At 70.9% G+C, this 21,345-nt stretch carries 18 protein-coding genes; 10 read left to right on the forward strand and 8 right to left on the reverse strand.

What is annotated here, in order from left to right; all coding sequences use genetic code 11:
• Nucleotides 1–50 precede the first annotated feature (50 nt).
• The 3 genes from ACZ601_RS10420 to ACZ601_RS10430 are packed head-to-tail and all read right to left on the reverse strand — an operon-like array spanning nt 51 to nt 3,732.
• The gene (locus ACZ601_RS10420; protein WP_469535492.1) at nt 51–1,391 is read right to left on the reverse strand and encodes a M20/M25/M40 family metallo-hydrolase; all 1,341 of its coding nucleotides are present in this window, start codon (nt 1,389–1,391) and stop codon (nt 51–53) included.
• Nucleotides 1,388–2,779 (reverse strand): cytosine permease, encoded by a 1,392-nt coding sequence (locus ACZ601_RS10425; RefSeq protein WP_469535495.1) that lies wholly within the window; start codon nt 2,777–2,779, stop codon nt 1,388–1,390. Before ACZ601_RS10425 ends, ACZ601_RS10420 begins: the two co-directional genes overlap by 4 nt.
• Nucleotides 2,779–3,732 carry a DUF1177 domain-containing protein gene (locus ACZ601_RS10430; RefSeq protein WP_469535499.1) on the reverse strand — a complete coding sequence of 318 codons (954 nt, stop codon included), beginning with the start codon at nt 3,730–3,732 and terminating at the stop codon, nt 2,779–2,781. The genes ACZ601_RS10425 and ACZ601_RS10430 overlap by 1 nt, the downstream gene beginning before the upstream one ends.
• Nucleotides 3,733–3,894: 162 nt before the next feature.
• On the opposite strand from ACZ601_RS10430, the gene ACZ601_RS10435 reads away from it, so the two are divergent.
• Complete coding sequence (locus ACZ601_RS10435) at nt 3,895–4,716, forward strand: IclR family transcriptional regulator (RefSeq protein WP_469536451.1); 822 nt, start codon at nt 3,895–3,897, stop codon at nt 4,714–4,716.
• Nucleotides 4,717–4,832: 116 nt separating this feature from the next.
• On the forward strand, nt 4,833–5,561 hold the full coding sequence (gene pepE / locus ACZ601_RS10440; protein ID WP_469535502.1) for a dipeptidase PepE: 729 nt from the start codon (nt 4,833–4,835) through the stop codon (nt 5,559–5,561).
• Between the two features lie 8 nt (nt 5,562–5,569).
• On the opposite strand, the gene ACZ601_RS10445 is transcribed toward pepE, so the two are convergent.
• A complete protein-coding gene (locus ACZ601_RS10445; RefSeq protein WP_469535505.1) occupies nt 5,570–7,363 on the reverse strand; it encodes an MFS transporter in 1,794 nt (597 codons plus the stop codon).
• Nucleotides 7,364–7,613: 250 nt separating this feature from the next.
• Between ACZ601_RS10445 and ACZ601_RS10450 the strand changes: the two genes are divergently transcribed.
• From ACZ601_RS10450 to ACZ601_RS10460, 3 genes are all read left to right on the forward strand, one after another.
• Nucleotides 7,614–9,803 (forward strand): acyl-CoA dehydrogenase, encoded by a 2,190-nt coding sequence (locus ACZ601_RS10450; RefSeq protein ID WP_469535507.1) that lies wholly within the window; start codon nt 7,614–7,616, stop codon nt 9,801–9,803.
• Between the two features lie 53 nt (nt 9,804–9,856).
• Nucleotides 9,857–11,053, forward strand: a complete 1,197-nt coding sequence (locus ACZ601_RS10455) for a lipid-transfer protein (protein WP_469535510.1) — start codon at nt 9,857–9,859, stop codon at nt 11,051–11,053.
• Between the two features lie 102 nt (nt 11,054–11,155).
• The gene (locus ACZ601_RS10460; protein ID WP_440573594.1) at nt 11,156–12,586 is read left to right on the forward strand and encodes an MFS transporter; all 1,431 of its coding nucleotides are present in this window, start codon (nt 11,156–11,158) and stop codon (nt 12,584–12,586) included.
• An 83-nt stretch (nt 12,587–12,669) separates the two neighbouring features.
• Here the strand turns inward: ACZ601_RS10460 and ACZ601_RS10465 are convergent, their stop codons facing one another.
• Nucleotides 12,670–14,334, reverse strand: a complete 1,665-nt coding sequence (locus tag ACZ601_RS10465) for a PP2C family protein-serine/threonine phosphatase (protein WP_469535514.1) — start codon at nt 14,332–14,334, stop codon at nt 12,670–12,672.
• Between the two features lie 303 nt (nt 14,335–14,637).
• Here ACZ601_RS10465 and ACZ601_RS10470 point away from each other — a divergent pair, with 303 nt between their 5' ends.
• Entirely contained in the window at nt 14,638–14,940 is a 303-nt protein-coding gene (locus ACZ601_RS10470) for an STAS domain-containing protein (protein WP_469536455.1), read from the forward strand.
• Between the two features lie 124 nt (nt 14,941–15,064).
• On the forward strand, nt 15,065–15,460 hold the full coding sequence (locus ACZ601_RS10475) for an ATP-binding protein (RefSeq protein ID WP_469535517.1): 396 nt from the start codon (nt 15,065–15,067) through the stop codon (nt 15,458–15,460).
• Between the two features lie 236 nt (nt 15,461–15,696).
• Here the strand turns inward: ACZ601_RS10475 and ACZ601_RS10480 are convergent, their stop codons facing one another.
• The gene (locus ACZ601_RS10480; protein WP_469536457.1) at nt 15,697–16,959 is read right to left on the reverse strand and encodes a PP2C family protein-serine/threonine phosphatase; all 1,263 of its coding nucleotides are present in this window, start codon (nt 16,957–16,959) and stop codon (nt 15,697–15,699) included.
• 416 nt (nt 16,960–17,375) lie between these two features.
• On the opposite strand from ACZ601_RS10480, the gene ACZ601_RS10485 reads away from it, so the two are divergent.
• Nucleotides 17,376–17,639 (forward strand): DUF5133 domain-containing protein, encoded by a 264-nt coding sequence (locus ACZ601_RS10485; protein WP_440573597.1) that lies wholly within the window; start codon nt 17,376–17,378, stop codon nt 17,637–17,639.
• A 316-nt stretch (nt 17,640–17,955) separates the two neighbouring features.
• Here the strand turns inward: ACZ601_RS10485 and ACZ601_RS10490 are convergent, their stop codons facing one another.
• A complete protein-coding gene (locus tag ACZ601_RS10490; RefSeq protein WP_469536458.1) occupies nt 17,956–18,588 on the reverse strand; it encodes a response regulator in 633 nt (210 codons plus the stop codon).
• A 277-nt stretch (nt 18,589–18,865) separates the two neighbouring features.
• Here ACZ601_RS10490 and ACZ601_RS10495 point away from each other — a divergent pair, with 277 nt between their 5' ends.
• Nucleotides 18,866–19,624: a sporulation protein gene (locus tag ACZ601_RS10495; RefSeq protein ID WP_469535520.1), complete on the forward strand. Its 759-nt coding sequence runs from the start codon at nt 18,866–18,868 to the stop codon at nt 19,622–19,624.
• Between the two features lie 114 nt (nt 19,625–19,738).
• The gene (locus ACZ601_RS10500) at nt 19,739–20,068 is read left to right on the forward strand and encodes a hypothetical protein (protein WP_469535523.1); all 330 of its coding nucleotides are present in this window, start codon (nt 19,739–19,741) and stop codon (nt 20,066–20,068) included.
• 268 nt (nt 20,069–20,336) lie between these two features.
• Here the strand turns inward: ACZ601_RS10500 and ACZ601_RS10505 are convergent, their stop codons facing one another.
• Entirely contained in the window at nt 20,337–21,170 is an 834-nt protein-coding gene (locus ACZ601_RS10505) for a hypothetical protein (RefSeq protein ID WP_469535526.1), read from the reverse strand.
• Between the last annotated feature and the right edge of the window lie 175 nt (nt 21,171–21,345).

A 21,345-nucleotide genomic window follows, 5' to 3' on the forward strand; every position in this document is an offset into this window, starting at 1 on the left:
GGGGTGAGCCCGGGTCGGGGCGGGCCCCTGGCGGAGCCTTGACGGAGGGATCAGCAGCTCTGCCAGAGTCGGGTCATGACGCGGACGCCGAAGCGCAGTCCCTCCAGCGGGACGCGCTCGTCCACGCCGTGGAAGAGGCGGCCGTAGTCCAGGTCGTGCGGGAGCTTCAGGCCCTTGAAGCCGAAGCAGCGGATGCCCAGGTGGGTGAAGGCCTTGGCGTCCGTACCGCCGGGGTTGCAGTACGGCACCGGGTGGCCGTCCGGGTCCTCCGCGCGCACCGCGTCGCACATGGCGTCGACGAGCGGGCCGTCGAAGGTGGTCTCCATCGCGATGTCGTGGTTGACCCACTCGCGGCTCACCGAGGGGAGCAGCAGCTTGTCGATCGTGTCGATCAGCTCCTGCTCGTGGCCGGGCAGGAAGCGGCCGTCCACACGGGCGGTGGCCTTTCCGGGGATGACGTTGGTCTGGTAACCGGCGTTGAACATGGTGGGGTTCGCGGAGTTGCGGAGCACCACCTGCATGAAGTCGGAGACCGGGCCGAGGCGGGCGAGGCTGCCCTCGATGTCGTCCTCGTCGAACTCGACGCCGTAGAGCCGGGCGGCCTCTTCGAGCAGCGCGCGGACCGGTTCGATCAGGCGGATCGGGAAGGTCTCGCGGCCGATCCGGGTCAGCGACTCCGCGAGGTCGGTGACCGCGTTCTCGTCGTTGGGGGACGAGCCGTGGCCGGCCCGGCCGGTGGCGGTGAGCTCCATCCAGGCCATGCCGCGCTGGGCGTTCTCGATCGGGTAGAGGCGCCGGGTGTCGTCGATCGCGAAGGAGAACCCGCCGCCCTCACCGATCGCCTCGGTGACCCCGGCGAACAGCTCCGGACGGTGCTCGACGAGCCAGTGGGCGCCGAACTTGCCGCCCGCCTCCTCGTCCGCGAGGAAGGCCAGGACCAGATCGCGGGCCGGCTTCGTACCGGTGCGGGCGAAGTGCCGGGCGGTGGCCAGCATGACGGCCACCGTGTCCTTCATGTCGATCGCGCCCCGGCCCCACAGGTAGCCGTCCCGGATCTCGCCCGAGAACGGCGGCACCTGCCACTCGGAGGCGTCGGCGGGGACCACGTCCAGATGGCCGTGGACCATCAGCGCGCCGCGCTCCGGGTCGCTGCCCGCGATCCGGGCGATGACGCTGGCCCGGCCCGGCGCGGACTCGATGAGCTCCGAGTCGATGCCCACCTCCGCGAGGCGGCCCACCACCCAGTCGGCGCTCGCGCGCTCGTCGCTGGTGGGGTTGGAGGTGTCGAACCTGATCAGTTCGGCGCAGAGGTCGATGACCTCCGCCTGGGCCTCGTCGGAGGCCGGGACCAGGGGGGTGGACAGGGGGGCGGTGGGTTCGGTGGTGCTCATGCTGCTCCCACGGAGGTGGTGGTGCGGGTATCGGGGACCGGGCTGTCCGCGTCGTCCTGGACGGTGGAGGTGCCGTACGGCTTCACCCAGCCCAGCAGGCCGAGCACGCAGTACAGGACGAAGGCGGTGGCCAGCGAGTTCAGGGCCGGGATGCCGCCGTCGTAGAACTTGCCGACGCAGAAGGCGACGATCCAGATGACGATGGACATCGGCACCCAGGTCGGGGAGGACGCCGGCAGCGTCTCGGCCTCGCGGGTGTCGTCCAGCGGCTTGCGCATCTTCTTCACGACCCAGTACTCGGCCACGATGATGCCGCCGATCGGCGGGATGGCGACGCCGAGGATCGTGAGGAACTCGGTGAAGTGGGTCATGATCCCGACCGCGGACAGGAGCGTCCCGGCGATGCCGAGGACGATCGTGACCGCGCCGCGGTGGACGCGCTTACCGAAGACGACCTGGAAGAAGTTGACGACGCCGAGCGAGGAGCCGTACAGGTTCCAGTCGTTGATCTTGGCGGTGGACATCAGGACCACGACCACACCGAAGGCGCCAGAGGTGGAGAGCACGATGTGCGAGACCTCGTTGCTCTTGACCAGGTGGCCCAGGAGCACGCCGGTCAGGCCGACGATGTACTCGGAGAGGATCATCGAGGAGGCGCTCTGCAGGAAGACGTGCGAGCCCTTGCGGTTGTAGCGGGTCATCTCGGGGGAGACGATCGCGCCGGTCATGTAGCCGCCCGCGATGGCGGTGGCGGCGACGGCGAGGGGGATCGTGTCGCCGGGCGGCGGCGAGTGGATCAGGTCGCTGAACGAGTGGTCGCTCAGGGTCCGGATGACGGAGAAGGCGACCATCGCGAAGAACAGCGGCGTGACGACCTTCGCGAAGTTGGCCATGTACTTGAAGCCGAAGATCACCAGGGCGGTGATGGCGATGCCCGCCAGCACGCACCACATCCAGGACGGTCCGCCGACCAGCGCGGAGACGCTGTCACCGAAGATCGTGTTCTGGACGCCGAACCAGCCGACCAGGCTCACCGCGATGACGAAGCTGACCAGCGCGGAGCCGTTGCGGCCGAAGCCCACCCAGCGGGTCAGCATCGGGGTCGCGAGGCCCTCGCGCATACCGGCCAGGCCGATCGCGAAGATCACGATCTCCAGGATCACCGCGCCGAGCGTGAAGGCGAGGAAGGCGTTGCCGAAGGTCATGCCGACGCCGATGGTGGCGCCGAGCGTGAACTGCGAGATCGAACCGGACTGCGCCAGCCACTGGAGCAGCATGGACCAGAAGCCGAACCGCTTGTCGCGCGGGACGCGCGAGAGCGAGTAGTCGTCGCTGCCGATGCTCTTGGTCTCGTTGACCGCGGCGTCGGCCGGAGGGGCGGCAGCCATCAGGACTCCTGGGGTGTGCGGCCGAGGGTCTGCAGGTGGGACAGCGACCCGTAGCGGTTGACGAGGTTGTCGAACTCCACCGCGTCGTGGAAGTCCAGGTGGCCCGCCCCGTAGGCCTTGGCGACCTCCACGGCGTAGCGGGCGGCGGAGGCGATGTCGCTCTCGTGACTCGCGCCCGTCTGGCAGCCCGGCACCGCGGCGGCCGAGGTGACCGCGAGGCCGACCACGGGAGCGGCCGTGGCGGTGGCGGGCTGGAGGATCGAATTGATGTGGTGTGCCCCATTACCGTACGGGGTGATGTCCTGCGTGGTCACGGGGTACGTGACCAACGGCTCACCGGTCACCACGGCCAGCAGCTCACCGAGCTGCTCGCTGACGCGGAGCACCCAGCCCTCCTTGACGGTGGGCGACAGGGCGAGGCCCTTGTGGTTGATGATGCGGTTGCCCTTGGTGGTGTCGATGGAGAGCACGGCCTCCATGGCGTCGGTCACCTCGTGGCGGTTCATGGTGGCGATGTCCACGGGCGAGCCCATGAACGGCACCGGGTCGTGCGGCTCGGTCGGCGCGTCCGGGCAGATGTGGGTGGCGACGATCACATCGCCGGGCAGCACATCGCCGCGGCGGCGCATGTCGAGCAGCTTCGCGGCGGTGGTGACGGCGGAGACGGCCCCGTCGGCGTCGGAGACCATTCCGGTCATCTCGGGCCGGGCGCCGATGCCGCCGAGCCGGCCGACCACACCGAGGGTGCGGGCGGTGCCCCCGGCCGTGCGGCCCCGGGAGCCGGGGATGCGGACCATCACGAAGTCCGTCGAGCCCCGCTCGCCGGCGACCGTGGTGACCTCGGCCGACGAGCCCTCGGCACCGGCCACGGAGTCGAGGTACTCGACGACCGTCTTGCCGTTGGCCTGCGGGTCGTCGAGGAGGTCGACGATGTCCAGTACGTACTTCAGCATGGGGGGCCTTTCTCGCGCATCCATCACACCCGTCCGGCGCCCGGCAGGGAGTGGGACGCCGGACGGGGTGCTGAGAGCAGATTCGGGATCGGATAGCGTTGTACGCAACTGTTTCCCGTTATTTGCAACTCGGGTCTGAATGGCGAGATGGGTGAAATGACGATGACGGACTTCGATCTGGACCGGCGGACCCCGGCCGGTGCCCTGCAAACCGTCGACCGGGCACTCCTCGTACTGCTCGCGTTCGAGCGGACCAGACCCGACTGGGGCGTCACCGAGGTCGCGGAGGAGTTCGGCTGGGACACCTCGGTGGCCCAGCGGCTGCTCGCCACCCTCGCGGGCCGGGGCTTCCTGGTCTCCGACCCGGCCACCCGCCGCTACCGCATCGGCCCCGCCGTGCTGCGCCTGGGCAGGCTCTGGGAGCGCTCCGGATCGCTTGAGCTGCTCGCCGGACCCGTCTTGGAGGAGCTGCGCCGGGTCACCGGGGACACCGTGCTGTTCAGCCTGCCGGACAGCTTCCACATGCGGTGCGTGGCCGCGGAGGAGGGCGAGACCGGGCCGCTGCGCTACTACCCGCTGGTCGGTGAGCTCTACCCGGCGCACGCCGGGGCGACCAGTAAGTCGTACTACGCCTATCTGCCGGACGAGCAGCGCCACCGGCTGTTCTGGGGCCGCCCGATGGCCCGGTTCACCGACCGGACGGTGACCGATCCGGATGTGCTGGAGCACCAGCTGCTGAAGGTGCGCGGCCAGGGGTACGCGTGGACGGTCGGGGAGTACGACACCGGCGTCGCGACCCTCGCCGTGCCGGTCTTCCTGGGGCGCGAACCGTACGGCAGCCTCAGTCTGGGCGGTGCGGAGGAACGGTTCGAGGGGGCGATGGAGAACAAGCTCGAAGCGCTGCGGAAGGCGGCCGACCTGCTGGAGCGACGCCTCACCCACCCGCCGCAGCGCTCGAAGCCCCGTTCCCGCCGCACGACCTGACCGGCAGCCGGACCCCGCTCCACCTGAGAGACGGCCGGGCCCCGCTCCACCCGCACGACCTGACAGCCGGCCGGACCCCGCACGACCTGACCCGAAGAGAACCCAAGAGGAACCCCGTGAATCTGCTCCTGCTCTCCAACTCCACCCAGTACGGCTGCGGTTACCTGGAACACGCCCTCGACACCGTGCAGGCGTTCCTGCCCTCCGGCGCCCGCCTCGCCTTCGTGCCGTACGCGCTCGCCGACTACACCGCGTACACCACCCGGGTCCGCGACGCCCTGGAACCGGCCGGCATCAGCGTCCGCGGCGTCCACGAGAACGCCGACCCGGTGGCCGAACTCGCCGCGTCCGACGCCGTGTTCATCGGCGGCGGCAACTCCTTCCGGCTGCTCAGCGCGCTCTACCGGACCGGGCTGCGGGACGCCGTGACCGGGGCGGTGCGCGAGGGGCTGCCGTACATGGGGGCGAGTGCGGGGACGAACATGGCGGCGCCCACCCTGCGTACCACCAACGACATGCCCATCGTGCAGCCGCCGTCCTTCGAGACGCTCGGCCTCGTCCCGTTCCAGATCAACCCGCACTACCAGGACCCGGACCCGGACAGCACCCACAAGGGCGAGACCCGCGAGGAGCGGCTCACCGAGTTCCTGGAGGAGAACGACGTCCCCGTGCTCGGGCTGCGCGAGGGCTCATGGCTGCGGGTGAACGGGCGTCAGGCCCGGGTCCAGGGCGCCCGCCCCGCCCGGCTGTTCACCCGCGGCGCACAGCCGCAGGAGCTCCCGGCGGGGACGGACGTCTCTCATCTGCTCACGACGGCACCGAGGTTCGACGCGCCGGTGCGCTGAGCGTCAGCTCACGACGGCACCGAGGTTCGACGCGCCGGTGCGCTGAGCGTCAGCACCAGATCGGTCTCGGCGGGCCGGCCGCTCGCCGGATGCGCCGCCGGGTAGGCGCGCGGCGCGTATCCGGCGGCCGATCCGGCCAGCACGAAGCTGCCGCCGGCCGGGGCGGCAAGCGCGTACCGGCCCTCCGCGTCCGTCGTGGTGAGCCCGGCCTGCCGGCCCTGCCGGTCGATCAGGGTGACGTTGGCAGCGGCCACCGGGGCCCCGTCGGCATCGACGACCCGGCCGCGGAAGCCGGAGCCGGGCAGCGGGAGCGGGAGGCCGGACAGCCGGGCCGTCTCGTCGCCCGCGCTGCTCGCCAGCAGGACCGGCGCGGCGGCCGCCCGCTGCGAGGGCAGGAACGCGGCCAGCACCAGTCCGGCCAGCACCGCGCCCGTCGCGATCATGAACGAGGTGCGGAACCCCTGCATGCTGGGCACCGCGACAGAGCCCATCTGCGTCGAGGTGTGCGCCAGCACCATGCCGATCACCGCGCTCGACACCGAGGTGCCGATGGAGCGCATCAGGGTGTTGAGCCCGGTCGCCGCGCCCGTCTCGGAGGCGTCGACGGCACCGATGATCAGTGCGGGCAGCGAGGAGTAGGCGAGCCCGATGCCGGCGCCGAGGACCACCGCGATCACGATGGTCTGCCAGGCGGCGCTCATCAGGCCGAGCCCGGCCCCGTAACCGATGGCGATGACCGCCATGCCGAGCATCAGCGACACCTTGGGGCCGTACCGGGCGGACAGCCGCGCGTACAGCGGGGCGACGAGCATCATCGTCAGGCCCAGCGGCGCCACGCACAGTCCGGCGACCACCATCGACTGGCCGAGGCCGTAGCCGGTGGACTTCGGCAGCTGGAGCAGCTGCGGCAGGACCAGCGAGACGGCGTAGAAGGCGACGCCGACCATGATCGAGGCGAGGTTGGTGAGCAGCACCTCGCGGCGGGCGGTGGTCCGCAGGTCGACCAGGGGTGCTTCGCTGCGCAGCTCGAACACGCCCCACAGCAGCAGCACCACCAGTCCGGCGGCGACCAGCCCGAGGGTGGTGGGGGAGGTCCAGCCCCAGTCGCTGCCCTTGGTGATGGGCAGCAGCAGGAGGACGAGTCCGGCCGAGAGGCCGAGCGCGCCGGTCATGTCGAACCGGCCGGGGGCCCGCAGCACGGGCTCCGGCACCGCGAGCAGGGTCAGGCCCATGGCGACCACGCCGAGCCCTGCCGAGCCGAAGAAGAGGGTGTGCCAGTCGGTGTGCTGGGCGACCAGGGCGGCGGCGGGCAGCGCGAGTCCGCCCCCGACGCCGATCGAGGAGCTCATCAGGGCCATCGCGGAGCCGAGCTTCTCGCGCGGCAGCTCGTCGCGCATGATGCCGATGCCCAGCGGGATGGCGCCCATGGCGAAGCCCTGGAGCGCGCGGCCCACGATCATGATCACGAGATCATCGGTGAAGGCGCATATCAGGGAGCCGATCACCATCACGGCGAGGCTCGCCAGCAGCATCTTCCGCTTGCCGTTGAGGTCCCCGAGCCGCCCCATGATCGGCGTGGAGACGGCTCCGGCGAGCAGCGTCGCCGTCATCACCCAGGTGGCGTTGGACGGGTCGGTGTCGAGAAGGGCGGGCAGGTCCTTGATGACGGGGACGAGCAGGGTCTGCATCACCGCGACGGTGATACCCGCGAAGGCGAGCACGGGGACGATCCCCTTGCCGGTCTTCGACGCCCCCGGATCAGGAAGCTCCGCGGACTGCTGTTCGTGCGTCGTCTGTGGCATACGTGCGGCCTCCGGGCAGCGGAAGAGGGAGGAGTGAGGGAAGGCGTGCGGGCAGCGCTGCCCGCCAAGTGTGTGCACGGTGAAACCTTCCGCATGTCCGAGGTATTCCGGTGAACGGGGTGCGAACAGGACACAGTCGCGGCCGGTAGCGGCCGACCGGCCGTAAACAGACGCTCATCTGACCTTCCGTCAGATTGAAACGTGTTCTACTCTTGCGCCGTTCCAGTGGCTGCGACCGGCGAGGATCCGCATGGGCATCGGAATCACCGAAGAACACAGGGAGCTGGCGCGGGCCGTACGAGGATGGCTCTCGCGCGCCGTACCACCCGGGGAAATCCGCAAAATTCTTGACGCGGACGCCCCCGCTGCCACCGGCGCACGCCCCGAACACTGGGACGGACTGGTGGAACAGGGCCTCCTCGGCATCCATCTCCCCGAGGAGTACGGGGGAGGGGGCGGCGGGTTGCTCGACCTCGCCGTCGTCCTCGAAGAGGCGGGACGGGCCGCGCTCCCCGGCCCCTTCCTGGCGAGCGCCCTCGCCTCGGCCGTACTGCACGCGTCGAACCCGCGCACCCCCGGCACGGACGAACTGGTACGGGACCTCGCCGCGGGCCGCCGCATCGGCGCTGTCGCCCTCGGCCCCGGCAGCCTCACCGCCGTCGAGCAGGAGGACGGCCACCTGCTCGACGGGGAACTCCCCCCGGTCCTCTCCGCCGCCGGGGCCGACGTACTCCTGCTCCCCGCCGCCTCGGTCACCGGCACCCGCTGGTTCGCCGTCGACGCCTCGGCCCGGGGGCTGGCCGTCCGCCCGCACCACAGCGCGGACCCGACCCGGCCCACCGCCGAGGTCAGGGCCGAAGGCGTCCTGGTCCCCGCCGGGCGGCTGCTGCCCACCGACTCCGCACTCGTCCGCGACCTCGCCGCCGTACTCCTGGCCGCCGAGGCGTGCGGCACCGCGGCCCGGTCCCTGGAGACCGCCACCGAACACGCCAAGGTCCGCGAACAGTTCGGCCGCCCCATCGGGCAGTTCCAGGGCGTCAAACACCTCTGCGCGGACATGCTCGTACGGGTCGAGCAGGCCCGCGCGCTGGCCTGGGACGCCGCCCGCGCGGCCACCGAACCCCCGGAGACCCGGTCCATGGCCGCGGCCCTCGCCGCGTCGACCGCCCTGGACGCCGCGTACACCTGCGCCAAGGACGCCATCCAGATCCTCGGCGGCATCGGCTTCACCTGGGAGCACGACGCCCACCTCTACCTGCGCCGCGCCCTGGTCGCACGGCAGCTGCTGGGCTCCGGCGACGTCCACCGCCAGCGCGCTGTCCGGCTCGCCGCCGCCGGGGCCCGCCGCGGCCTCACCCTGGAACTGCCGCCGGAGGCCGAGGCGCACCGCGCGGCGGCGCGCGAGGCCGTCGCCGCCGCCCGGGGCCTGGACCCCAAGGCCGCCCGCAGCGCCCTCGCGCCCACCGGCTACGCCGCCCCGCACCTGCCCGCGCCCTACGGACTGGACGCCGGACCCGTACAACAGCTCGCCGTACAACAGGAGTTGCGCGAACAGGGCGTGAAGCTCAGCGACCTCTCCATCGCCACCTGGGTGGTGCCCTCACTCATCGCCCACGGCACGCCCGAGCAGCAGGACCGCTACCTCGCGCCGACCCTGCGCGGCGAACTCCAGTGGTGCCAGCTGTTCTCCGAACCCGGCGCCGGTTCCGACCTCGCCTCGCTGCGCACCCGCGCCGAACGCGTCCCGGAGGGCTGGCGGATCAACGGCCAGAAGGTGTGGACGAGCGCCGCCCAGTGGGCCGACCACGGCATCCTGCTCGCCAGGACGGACCCGGACGCGCCCAAGCACCGGGGGCTCGGCTACTTCCTGGTCGACATGAAGAACACCGAGGGCATCGACATTCGCCCGCTGAAGGAGATCACCGGCGACTCCCTCTTCAACGAGGTCTACTTCGACGACGTGATCCTGCCCCCCGACGCCCTCGTAGGTGAGCCCGACGGCGGCTGGCGGGTCGCCCGCAACACCCTGGGCAACGAACGCGTCCACATGGCCGACCAGATGTCCTTCGACACCGGACTCGAAGCCCTGATCGACCACTCCGCCGGACTCGACGGCGCCTGCCGGGCCCGGATCGGCGCCCTCGCGGCCGAGGCCCACGCACTGGCCTGCATCGGACTGCGCACCACGCTGCAACAGGTATCGGGACTCGAACCGGGCGCGGGCGCCTCCGTACGCAAACTCATCCAGACCGCCCACCAGCAGAAGGTCGCCGAACTCACCCTCGAACTCCTGGGCCCCGCAGGTGCGGTGGCCGAGGGAGCCGGGGAACGGGCCGTACACGGATTCCTGATGTCCCGCTGCCTGACCATCGCGGGCGGCACCACTCAGGTTCAGCTCAACGTCGTGGCCGAACGCATCCTCGGCCTGCCCAGGGACTGACAGGGACCGGACAGGGACTGGCAGGGACGGACAGGGACTGAAGGGAAACCATCATGAGGTCATACATCGTCGGCGTCGGCATGACGAAGTTCGAGAAGCCCGAAAGCCGCGACTGGCAGTACTGGGACATGGTGAAGGAGGCGGGCACGGCGGCGCTCACCGATGCCGGTATCGGGTACGAGGACATCCAGCAGGCCGCCGTCGGCTACTGCTTCCAGGCCTCCACCGCCGGACAGCGGGCCGTGTACGGACTCGGACTGACCGGGATACCCGTCTACAACGTCAACAACAACTGCGCCACCGGCTCCACCGCGCTGATGATGGCCCGCCAGTTCGTCGAGGGCGGCGGCAGCGACTGCGTCCTCGCGCTCGGCTTCGAGAAGATGGCGCGCGGATCACTCGGCGGCGGCGGCTCCGACGGCGGCGCGGGTGATTTCAAGACGTCCCCCGTCGCCCGCCACTACGGGATCATGGCCGCCGCCCACGGCTTCGAGATGACCCCGCCCACCGCCCAGATCTTCGGCAACGCGGCCCGCGAGCACATGAAGAGGTACGGCACGACCGAGGCGCAGCTCGCTGCCGTCGCCGCGAAGAACCACCGCCACTCGACGGGCAACCCGTACGCCCAGTTCCAGGACCCGTACACGGTGGACGAGGTCCTCGCCGCCAAACCGATCCACCACCCGCTCACCCGGCTCCAGTGCTCACCGACCTCCGACGGGGCGGCCGCGGCCGTCGTCGTCTCCGAACGCTTCGTCGAGGAACACGGTCTCGGTGACCGGGCCGTCGAGATCGCCGCCCAGGCCATGACGACCGACACCGAGGCCTCCTTCGCCTCCGGCACCTGCATCGACGCGGTCGGCCTGCCTATGTCACGGGAGGCCGCCCGCCAGGTCTACGAGAGCGCGGGCATCGGCGCCGAGGAGCTCGACGTCATCGAACTCCACGACTGCTTCTCCATCAACGAACTCCTCACCTACGAGGCGCTCGGGCTGTGCGGCGAGGGCGAGTCCGGCGCGCTCGTCGAGTCCGGCGCCACCACCCACGGCGGCCGCTGGGTGGTCAACCCCTCGGGCGGACTGATCTCCAAGGGCCACCCGCTCGGCGCCACCGGAATCGCCCAGGCCGCCGAACTCACCTGGCAGCTCAGGGGCGAGGCCGGCCCCCGCCAGGTGCCGGACGCCCGCACCGCACTCGCCCACAACATCGGGCTCGGCGGCGCCGCGGTCGTGACACTCCTGCGCCGCTGACCCCGGCGGGCCACCCGCGCCCCGGTCCTACGCCGCTGGACGGACCCGGGTACGGTCCGGAAACCGATGTACGGGGTGCGGGGCGGCTGCGACTATGACGTCATGGTTGACGTCTCGACGCCCACACGCCGCACCGGCCGTCCCCGCACCCGTACTCGCACCTGGGCGGTGGTGCTCGCCGCCTGCGTCGGCCAGTTCCTCGTCGTCCTCGACGTGTCCGTCGTCAACGTCGCTCTCCCCTCCATGCGGACAGACCTGGGGCTGAGCACCGCCGGGCTCCAGTGGGTGCTGAACGCCTACTCGATCGCGTTCGCCGGATTCATGCTGCTCGGCGGGCGGGCCGCCGACCTGTACGGCCGCAAGCTGATGTTCCTCGTCGGCCTCGGCCTGTTCACCGCCGCCTCGCTGGCCGGCGGACTCGCCCAGGAGGGCTGGCAGCTGCTCGCCGCCCGCGCCGCGCAAGGCCTCGGCGCCGCCGTACTCGCCCCCGCGACCCTCACCCTGCTCACCGCGGCCGTGCCCGAAGGACCCGCACGGGCCAGGGCCATCGGCACCTGGATGGCGGTCGGCGCGGGCGGCGGCGCGGCCGGCGGGCTGATCGGCGGGGTGCTCACCGACGCGCTCTCCTGGCGGTGGGTCCTGCTGATCAACGTGCCGGTCGGCGTGCTCGTCATCGCCGGCGCCGCGGTCTACCTGGCCGAGGGCCGGACCGGCGAGCGGAGCCGGATCGACTTCCCGGGCGCACTGCTCGTCACGGCGGGCCTGGCCTCCGTCGCGTACGGCATCGTGCAGACGGAGGAGTCGGGCTGGACCGCGTCCGCGACCCTGCTGCCGCTGCTCGGTGGAGTGGCGCTGCTCGCCCTGTTCGTCCTGGTGGAATCCCGTACGGCGAGACCGCTGATGCCGCTGCGGGTGCTCGGCGCACGGGCGGTGGCCTCGGCCAACGTGGCGATGTTCCTGATCGGCTCGGCCACGTTCTCCATGTGGTACTTCATGACCGTGTACGCGCAGAACGTCCTGGGCTACACCGCGCTGGAGGCCGGACTCGCCCTGATGCCGACCTCGGTGGCCATCGTCGTCGGCTCCAAGTGCGCCCCCCGGCTGATGGCCCGGGTCGGAGCGAAGAACCTGGCGCTCGTCGGCACGGTGGTCGCCGCCGCGGGCTTCGGCTGGCAGTCCACGATGACCGCCGACGGCGACTACCTCACCTCGATCTGCCTGCCCGGCGTGCTGATGATGGCCGGCACCGGCCTCGCGGCCACCCCGCTCGCCTCGCTGGCCACCTCGGGCGCGGCCCCCGGCGAGGCCGGACTGGTCTCCGGACTCGTCAACACCTCCCGCACGATGGGCGGCGCGCTCGGCCTGGCCGTCCTCTCCACGGTCGCCGCCGCCCGCACGGACGGCGGAACGGGCCCGGCAGACCTCACGGCCGGCTACGCCCTGGCCTTCCGGACGTCGGGCTCGGTCCTGCTGGGCGGCCTGCTGCTGATGATCCTCTGGCTGCCGCGCCACCGGCCGTCCGTACAGCGCTGAACACCTGGGGCGGAGTCACTGGTCGGAGCGGCGAAGAGCCCCGACCGGCGGGTGACCGGACGGGGCGCTCCATGCTGCTCGCCTCAGTTCCGTGGCGGGGTGCGGGCGGCTATGAGCGTGATGTCGTCGCGGGTGTCGCCGAGTTCGCGGGCCAGCTGGGCGCACAGTTGAGGCAGTGGCAGGTGCTGGTGGGTGGTGATGTGCTGGCGCAGGCGGGTCATGCCCGCGTCGAGACTCTGGGTCCGGGATTCGATCAGTCCGTCGGTGTAGAGCAGCAGGGTCGCGCCGGGCGGCAGCTGGATTCCGGCGGTGGGGCGCTCCGTGCCGGGGCGGACGCCGAGCAGGAGTGACTTTCCGCTGGTGAGGTAGGTGGTGGTGCCGTCGGCGGTGATCAACAGAGGCGGCGGGTGGCCGGCGATCGACCAGGCCAGATCCCAGGATCCCGCGTCGCCGGGTCTGAGTCGGGCGAGGACGGTGGTGGCGGAGTCGGCGAGGGACAGCCGGGCCTGGGCGGTATCGAGCCGCCGGAGGATCTGTCCCGGGCGCTCTTCCGGCCGGTCGACGGCCAGAGCGCGGAGCATGTTGCGCAACTCGCTCATCCGTGAGGCTGCTTGGATGTCGTGTCCGGTGACGTCCCCGATGACCAGGGCGGTGTCGCCGCCTTCCAGCGGGAACGCGTCGTACCAGTCGCCCCCGACCTCCGCGGCGTGCTGAGCGGGCTGGTAGTGCGCGGCCAGCTCCAGTCCTGGTACGTCTGGCAGGTTGGTGAGCAGGGCTCGCTGGAGCGTGGCGGCGATGTCTGCCTGGGCCGTGTGCAGGCGGGTGTTCTCCAGCCCCAGCGCGGTACGGCGGGCTACTTCCTCGGCCACGACCCGGTCCGCCTCGTTGTACGGCTGGCCGGCCGCGGAGCGGATCAGCGTCAGGGCTCCGAACGTGGTGGTGCGCAGCCGCAGCGGGACCACGACGATCTCGGCTGCGCCGACCGCACCGAGCAGGTCCGAGCCGGGGCGGTCGGTGGGTGGGGTGAGGTGCTGGATGCCGTCCCCCCGCATCACCCGCCCCAGCGCTTCGGCGTGGGCGGGTGCGTCGGGAAGGGAGTGGGTGTCCGAGGGGTGTGCGGGCAGCACATCCGGTGCGTGGTGAGCCCATGCCGTGCGTTCCGGTGTGTGGCTCTCACCGAGATGGATGACCGCGGTGTCAGCCAGGCGCGGCACCAGGAGCCGTACCAGGCGGCGCAGTGCTTCGTCCGCTTTCAGGGTGCTGACCAGGGCCAGTGTCACTTCGGCGAGCCAGGCGATCTCCGCGAGGTCGTATTCGGCCTGCTCGCGCATCGTCTCACTGTGCGCGTAGCGGTCTGCTCGCTGCCCGTCACGCTCACGCTGCGCGGAGACGTCATGGAAGACGACGACCGCACCGCTGCCGTGCCGGGCGTCGGAGGGCAGCGGTGCCGCGCTCCACCAGACCTGGAGCGCGCTGCCGTCGGCCCGGAGCAGGACCGCTCGGTCGCCGCTGGAGCGCTTGCCCAGGGCGACGTCTTCGAGGACGGAGCGCTGGGCCGGCAGGCGGAGTCCGTCGCCGGAGTGGGGGTGCAGGGCCTGGTCTGCGTTGACGCCGATCAGGGTGTGCGGCGCGTAGCCCAGCAGGCGCTCCGCCCACGGGTTGCAGGCGATCACTACGCCGTGTGCATCGACGGCGTACATGCCCGCGCGTGCGCCGGCGAACAGGTCGGACATCAGCGCGTCGCCCACCGGGGGGACGGTGTTTGCACCCGCTTCGGAGCTTTCCATCCGGCTCTTTTTTCCCGATGCCCGCGTGATAATCCCGATGCCCACGTGATGAACAGCAGGCCGGAGACGCGCGGGAGACATCAGGGGGCCAGGAAGCAAGCGCGGCGACGGCGTAGGGAAACGCGCACCTCGCTCTTCCTCTTCGCGAGCGCGTTGCAGAACATCCGTTCAGCTCTGTAATGATGCCGTGTGACAACTATGAGAGAGCCCTCATCGCGAGGGGAAGACGCAGATCCGGTCCTGGAGGTCGTCGGCGACGGCGTCGTGTTGGTCCGGGTCCAGGGCAGTCTGGACGGCTGGGCGGGATCCGCCGCGTTGGTCGAGACGCTGACGAATGCGGCCGGGAACGGGGGGCGGCGAACAGTGGTGGACCTGTCCGGCGTGGACTTCGCCGACTCGTCCGGTCTGCATGCCCTGTTGCTCGGCAAGCGCAAGCACGACAAGGCCGGGGTGACCATGGTCGTGGCCGGCCCCCTGAGCGCGAATGTGCGCCGCTTGTTCGAGGTCACCGGCACCGACAGTGCGTTCCGGTTCGCGGACGATGTTGATGCGGCCGTCACTGGATGAGAGACAACTGTCCGAGAGAACGGCGTGTGGGCGAGGTCCGGCCGGGCATGCGATGAAGACGATGCACGGGGAACGAGAGATGGCGGACGACGGCGCGAATCCAACCGATGGGTGGGATGAGTCCGTGACTACTCCCGTCCCGGAGAACGCGGCTGCGGCCCGTGACACTGTCATGCGGCTCCTGACGTCACAGTTCGGGGGGCTGGTGGGCGAAGGGCTGGCAGCCGACGTGATCGTGGCCGACGCGCTGCTCATCACCTCGGAACTGGTGACCAACGCCGTTCGGCACGGCGGCGGACTCACCGGATTCGCCGCCGAACTCACCGACGAGGGACTCCGCCTCGCGGTGGCGGACGCCAGCCCGGACCTGCCGGTCACCTGCGACGCCGACGACGAGACCTCAGGTGTCGGCCGCATCGGGGGCTACGGCTGGGCCCTGGTGCGCCGGCTCGCCAAGCAGGTGTCCGTCACCGCCCACCCCGGCGGTAAGAGCATCATCGCCCTGATCTCCCTCACGTGAACGCCCTGATCTCCCGCACGTGAACCAACGCCCGTCCCGACCGGACGGGCCTGCGTGGAGGCCGCAGGGCGTGTGGCCACCCGGGAAGCGCGACCTCGGTCCCGGGCGCGTACGGGCCTCAGGCGGCAGGAGCATGTTCTGCCATGCCGCACAGAGCCCTGTGGCCGAAGACCGGTCGGCTCTCCTGAGGCTGCCGCCGCCGGTGGGAGAAGGCCCGTCGGGGCGGCAGCTCCGGGTCAGTGGTGACGAGGTGATGCGGCGGAGGCATCGGTGAGGTTGGCACCGGTGTCGGCGTCGCGCTGGGAGCTGTCGGTGCCGTGCCAGTCCAGGCAGACGACGGTCGCGTCGTCCTCCAGGTGGCCTTCGCCGGCTTCGGCGACCGCGCTGATCAGGGCGCGGGCCGCCTCCCTGGGGTGCAGGCCGCGGGTGCGGACGATCATGTCCGGGAGGTCCACGGTCTTGACGTTGCGTTCGAGCATGCCGTCGCTGAACAGCACCAGACGGTCGCCGGGCCGTACGTCCAGTTTCTGCGCCCGGTAATCGTGCCGGAGGTGGACGCCGAAAGGCATGTCGACCTCGGGGACGACCTGCTCCACCTGGCCTTCGCGCAGTCGCAGGGGCCAGGGGTGACCGGCGTTGACGAACTCGGTCCCACCCTCGCGCAGATTGATCCGCAGGAGCTGGCCGGTCACGTATCCCGGCTGGTCGTGCTGCCGCAGGGCCTCATCCGCCTGGCGTGCCTGTTCCACCAGGTCGGCACCCGCCCGCCGGGCCCGGCGCAGGGCACCGACCGCCAGAGTGGCCAGCAGGGCCGCCCGCACGTCATGGCCCATGGCGTCGGTGATCGAGATCTGTACGGTGTCGCGGTCCAGGACGTAGTCGAAGGTGTCGCCCCCGACGTGGTCGGCCGGCTCCAGCGCCCCCGCGACCGCGAACTGCGCCGCCTCGCACGTCAGCGACGACGGGAGCAGCCGGTGCTGGATCTCCGCGGCCAGGCTGAGTGGAAGGGTGCGCCGGCCCCACTGATACAGGTCGGTGAAGGGCCGGTTGGCGATGACGACATAAGCCAGCGCGTGCGCGGCCTCACCGACCTCCTGCAGCACCTCGGCATCCGGCGCCGAGGACAGGGACAGCTCCAGCAGTCCGATAGCGTCCCCGCGGTTGGTCACCGGCGCCACGACCCGCACCAGATCCCCTCGGCCCGCAGCCTCCACCGTCGGGCGCTGGGAGCGGATCACGTCGTCGTAGATGGTTCCCGCCAGCGGGATTCGCCGGGCCCGTTCACCGGTTTCGACACTGCCCGCGGTACCCAGTCGGACCACCGAGCTTCCGGTGAAGTCGGTGATCAGGAACGACACGGCGACGGCTCCGAGCCGTTCCTTCAAGATCCGGGCGACCACATCGAGGGACTCCACCGGCGGCGCGTTCTCCGCCGCCCGCAACAACTCCGCCAACGTCGTCCCAGCGCCCCCGGCCGTGCCACGGCCAGAAGCGCGCATGCCTTCGGTATCCGGCTCGATCGCGGTCACTGCAGCACCTCACTTATCTACAGCCCCCAAGGCGGCGCCCCGGGAGCACGGGGGTCCGTGCCACCTGCGACGCAGACGGGACATCGTGCTGCGGGAGCTCACCGGCCCCGCAGTCGCTCGCCTCACGCCTACCCCGTCGGCCCCACATCCTGCTCGTGACGGGTGACATATGTGCGGCCCCGCGTCCGTGCGGGGCCGCACATATGAAGAGGTCCCAAGTCGCCTGATTGGCAGGTGCGTTCAGGGGTATGCGACCAGATGGATCTCGCAATGGCGCGTGCGCCGCTGCGCATCCACCCAGCCGGACGGCAGCGGGTATCCCATGACAGGCGGTCTCGCCGCCTGGGGCATCTGCCCCGACACCGGACTATGAGGAGTACTTCACCGTGCTGAACCCCAGCCCGCAGGACCTGCGTGTAGCCCTGGCCCGCTATGCCGACGCCCGCATCCATGACGACCGCTTCCCCACGGACTCCACGGCGGGAGCGGTCGAGGACGCCGCCTACACCCTGTGCGTCATGACCGGCACCCGTGACGTGCCGCAGGCCCTGAGCGTCGCCGACGCGCTGCTCGGGGAGCACACCACGATCTTCCCCGTCGGCTCCCCGAAGACGGTCTCCGAACGGGGCGAGGGCCTGCAGGCCGCCTGAACGGGCCTTCTTGGATCCACAGTTGGGTCCCGGGCCCCCTCCGTGCCGAGTCACACCCGGTGACCGGCTCGCGGTGACTGTCTCGCCGCGGGGGCCTGGAGCGGACGACCGGTCGAGCGGTCGGGCGTCCGCCCGCCCCGCGGGTTGGCAACAGCTGTGGGCTTCGGCCTCACGCGAACCGGCCTGGGTTCCGCCTGCGGCTACGCCCTGGCCTTCCGGACGTCGGGCCCGGTCCTGCCGACCGGACTGCTGCTAATCCTCTGCCGCGCCACCGTTCCTCCGTACAGCGCTGAGCACGGCCCTCGCGGACCGGCCCTCAGAGCCAGCCCTGCTGCCGCGCGGCCCGGACCGCCTCCATCCGGTTACGGGTGGCGGTCTTGCCGATCGCGGACGAGAGGTAGTTGCGCACCGTCGACTCCGACAGGTGCAGCTTCGCCGCGATGTCCGCGACCGTCGCCCCGTCCACAGAGGCCATCAGCGCATCGCGCTCCCGGGCGGTCAGCGGACTGGGGCCCGCGCTCAGCGCGGCGGCGGCCAGCGCCGGATCGATGACGGTCTCCCCGGCCAGCACCCGCCGGATCGCCTCTGCCAGGTCCTCGACCGGCCCGTCCTTCACCAGGAACCCCGCCGCCCCGGCCTCCATCGCCCGCCGCAGATACCCCGGCCGCCCGAACGTGGTGAGGATCAGCACCCGGCAGTCCGGCACCTCCTCCCGGAGATCGGCGGCCGCGTCCAGACCGCTGCGCCCCGGCAGCTCGATGTCCAGCAGCGCCACATCGGGCCGCGAGGAGACCGCGGCGGCCACGATCTCGTCCCCGGCCCCGACCTGGGCCACCACCTCGATGTCCGGCTCCAGCCCGAGCAGCAGGGCGAGCGCGCCCCGCATCATCCCCTGGTCCTCTGCGAGCAGTACGCGTACGGACTTGACCGGCCGGTGATCCTGCGGCATCTCGTTCACGGGGAACAGGGTATGGGGGGTCGCCTGTTCGGGTGCGTCGACCGGCCGGGGCGGCGGGCCGACGGCGTACCAGGGGCAGCCTTCGCCGGGGCACTCGCCCCTGTCGGCGCTCGCGGTTCCTGGGGACCACGGACGTGAAGAGGTTCACCATCGCGGTGACCGCTACGGACGACTCGGGCATCGAACCCCGGGCCAACCCCACGACCAGGACCTGGAAGACCGTGAGCGCCGGCACGTTGGCTGACGACGGTGACCGTATGCTGCGGGGATGTTCACTCGAATGCTTGCACGGGCGGGCGGAGGCCCGGTGGACGTCGACGCGCAGGTGCTCGCCGGCGTCGTGCGTCCTGGAGACACGGTCCCCGGCCAGGTGGTGGTCCGGGGCGGCCTGCTCGGCACGGAGATCCAGGGCTTCTCCTTCGAGGTGCTGGCGACCTGGCCCGCCGCCCCCGGCTCCGGAGCCGGGGACGACGAGGTCAATCGCGGCTATGCGTACGGCCCCTTCCCGATCCCGAGGGGCGAGGAGGTCGTCGTGCCGTTCACGGTCCGGCTGCCCTGGGCGACGCCCTTCACCGAGGTGGCGGGGCGTGCGCTGGGGATCGTCCTGGAACTGCGGACGCGCGTGGAGGACAGCGCGCTCAGGCCCGGTTCGGACGAGGACCTGCTGCACGTCTCGCCCCTGCCCCTGCACGAGGCCGTCCTCGACGCCTTTGCCGGGCACGGATACACCTGCGAGGCGGGGCGGTTGGTCGAGGAGTGGATCCCGGACGTCGACCAGGCCTTCGACTTCTACCAGTTGCTCGAACTGCGGGACCGCACGACGGACGGGATCGGCACGGACCTCGAACTCGTCCTCCTCACCAACGCGGTTGGCTGCGAGGTCCTGCTGCGACGCTCCGGCCACGGCATCCAGTCCTGGGACGAGAAGCCTCCGGCTGAACGATTCGTAGTGGCGCACCACGATCTCGACCGCACCGACTGGCACCGCCTGGTGGGCGACTGGCTGCGCCGAGTGAGGGCGGTCTGAGCCTCCCGCACGGCTGAACTCCCGCGGTGAACCCGGCTGACCCGGCCGCACATGCCCGAAGGCGAGCCCTGGCGCGTTCCCGCCCGCTCCGAACATCGAAGGGTTGCCGGCCAAGTGACAGATACGGACTTCACGCCAACGTTCCGACAGTGGATCGCCGAGCACCAAGCTGTACTCAGGGCTCAAGGGATCGAGTGCGAGTCAGGAGAGAACCCAGAAAGTGCGGGCAGTGATCCCGTCATGTGGCTGGACCTTCTCAAAGGTGTGCGGGGAGGGCGACTCGCACTGTGGCGTGGGGGCGACGTGGAGTTGGATGTCGCTGACCTGGACAGTGGACAGGCCATTCCGCAGCACTTTGCGGTCTCGTCTCCGCAAGACATCGTTCCGTTCATTGATCGGCTGCTCGAATGGACTGAGGCCGGTGAGGCAGGCAACGAGTTCTGAGGGCCGGACGTCCGGTCGTTGCCGGCCCCGCTCGGACGACGCGGCGATCAGGCGCGTCATCGGCACCGTTACCGCGCGGGCCGTTACCGCGCTACAGGAAATGGGTGCCTGAAGTCCTTCCGGCGCCAACTACAGGCGCGCAGGCTTCTCCCCAGCAGAGCGGGCACGAGGTCTCGTGAAGCCCGGCCCGTTCCATACGGCATCCTCTCTTTCCGTGGGGCCGCCGGTTGAACAGAGTTACGGAACTGGCCGGAAGCCCGTTGCCTGATCAGCCCTGCCGGTCGATTTCCCGTACTGGCGGGCGGTCTATGACTTCCTCCTCCGTAGGCGGTACTGCGACCAGGTGCGAGGGGCTGTACGACTGCGTCGCCTCGCGTGCCTCGGCGAGGGCCTGCTGCCGGATGTCGCCGAACAACTGAACCGTGGTGGCGGCCAGGATGTCGTCCCTGCCGATGGTCCGCGCGTCCCCTCTGCGGGTGGACAGGGCCCCGAGGTAATTCTTGAGGGAGGACGGGGCCGGGGCGTCCGGTTCGCCCGACGTCGCGAGGGAAACCGTGCCGAAGCGTTTGACCCCGCCCTCGCGGACGACCATGGCCGCGTCCCGGGCGAGGTCCGTCAGGAACACGCTCACGATCCCGTCCAGGTCGCGGACCATCGCCGGGACGGCCGTCACCCCCTGGTTCCGCAGCAGCTTCTTTACCCCGGCCTCGAACCGGTGGGCGCCGACCACCGCGCTCGGCCTGCGCGACCTGCTGCGCTTAGGAGGGAGCACGATGACACCCTCGGCGTCGTACTGGACACCGTTCAGGTCTTTGAACGTCGGGCTGTAGCCGTACCACGTGTTCGCCACTTGGACCTCGACGTTCCGGTCGATCGCCGAGATGAGGTCCCTGGGTATCAGCTTCTTCCGGGCCTCCTCCGCCGCAGCTCTCCGCGCGCCGGCGATGATCTCCGCCAGCACGGTCCGCGTCACAGAGGCGGCGGCCCACGTGGCCGACCGGGAGACGTGCATCGGGGTCACGTCCCCGAAAACCGCTCTGACGAGAGAGGGCTTGAACGGCTCGGGACTGATGAGCCCAGGGCGTGCGGGCTGTGCGGTCATGGGAAGAAACCCTTCCTCGGGAGCGGGTGGCGGTCCTGTACCCACGGTCGGCCTCTCGGCTCGGCTGATCGAGAGATGTGCTGCGGTCGTACGGACCGACTGTGGCACCGTCGGCTTCCGTACAGCGAGGGCGGGGTCGGCCTTCTCGCGGCCTGGTACACCGACGCTCAGATCA

It is taken from the genome of Streptomyces sp. NPDC104307, assembly GCF_055584045.1.

Coding starts and splice junctions, on each gene's coding strand:
- ACZ601_RS10420 (WP_469535492.1), bottom strand. CDS start 1,391: ATGAGCACCACCGAACCCACCGCCCCCCTGTCCACCCCCCTGGTCCCG.
- ACZ601_RS10425 (WP_469535495.1), bottom strand. CDS start 2,779: ATGGCTGCCGCCCCTCCGGCCGACGCCGCGGTCAACGAGACCAAGAGC.
- ACZ601_RS10430 (WP_469535499.1), bottom strand. CDS start 3,732: ATGCTGAAGTACGTACTGGACATCGTCGACCTCCTCGACGACCCGCAG.
- ACZ601_RS10435 (WP_469536451.1), top strand. CDS start 3,895: ATGACGGACTTCGATCTGGACCGGCGGACCCCGGCCGGTGCCCTGCAA.
- ACZ601_RS10445 (WP_469535505.1), bottom strand. CDS start 7,363: ATGCCACAGACGACGCACGAACAGCAGTCCGCGGAGCTTCCTGATCCG.
- ACZ601_RS10450 (WP_469535507.1), top strand. CDS start 7,614: ATGGGCATCGGAATCACCGAAGAACACAGGGAGCTGGCGCGGGCCGTA.
- ACZ601_RS10455 (WP_469535510.1), top strand. CDS start 9,857: ATGAGGTCATACATCGTCGGCGTCGGCATGACGAAGTTCGAGAAGCCC.
- ACZ601_RS10460 (WP_440573594.1), top strand. CDS start 11,156: ATGGTTGACGTCTCGACGCCCACACGCCGCACCGGCCGTCCCCGCACC.
- ACZ601_RS10480 (WP_469536457.1), bottom strand. CDS start 16,959: ATGCGCGCTTCTGGCCGTGGCACGGCCGGGGGCGCTGGGACGACGTTG.
- ACZ601_RS10490 (WP_469536458.1), bottom strand. CDS start 18,588: ATGCCGCAGGATCACCGGCCGGTCAAGTCCGTACGCGTACTGCTCGCA.
- ACZ601_RS10495 (WP_469535520.1), top strand. CDS start 18,866: ATGTTCACTCGAATGCTTGCACGGGCGGGCGGAGGCCCGGTGGACGTC.
- ACZ601_RS10505 (WP_469535526.1), bottom strand. CDS start 21,170: ATGACCGCACAGCCCGCACGCCCTGGGCTCATCAGTCCCGAGCCGTTC.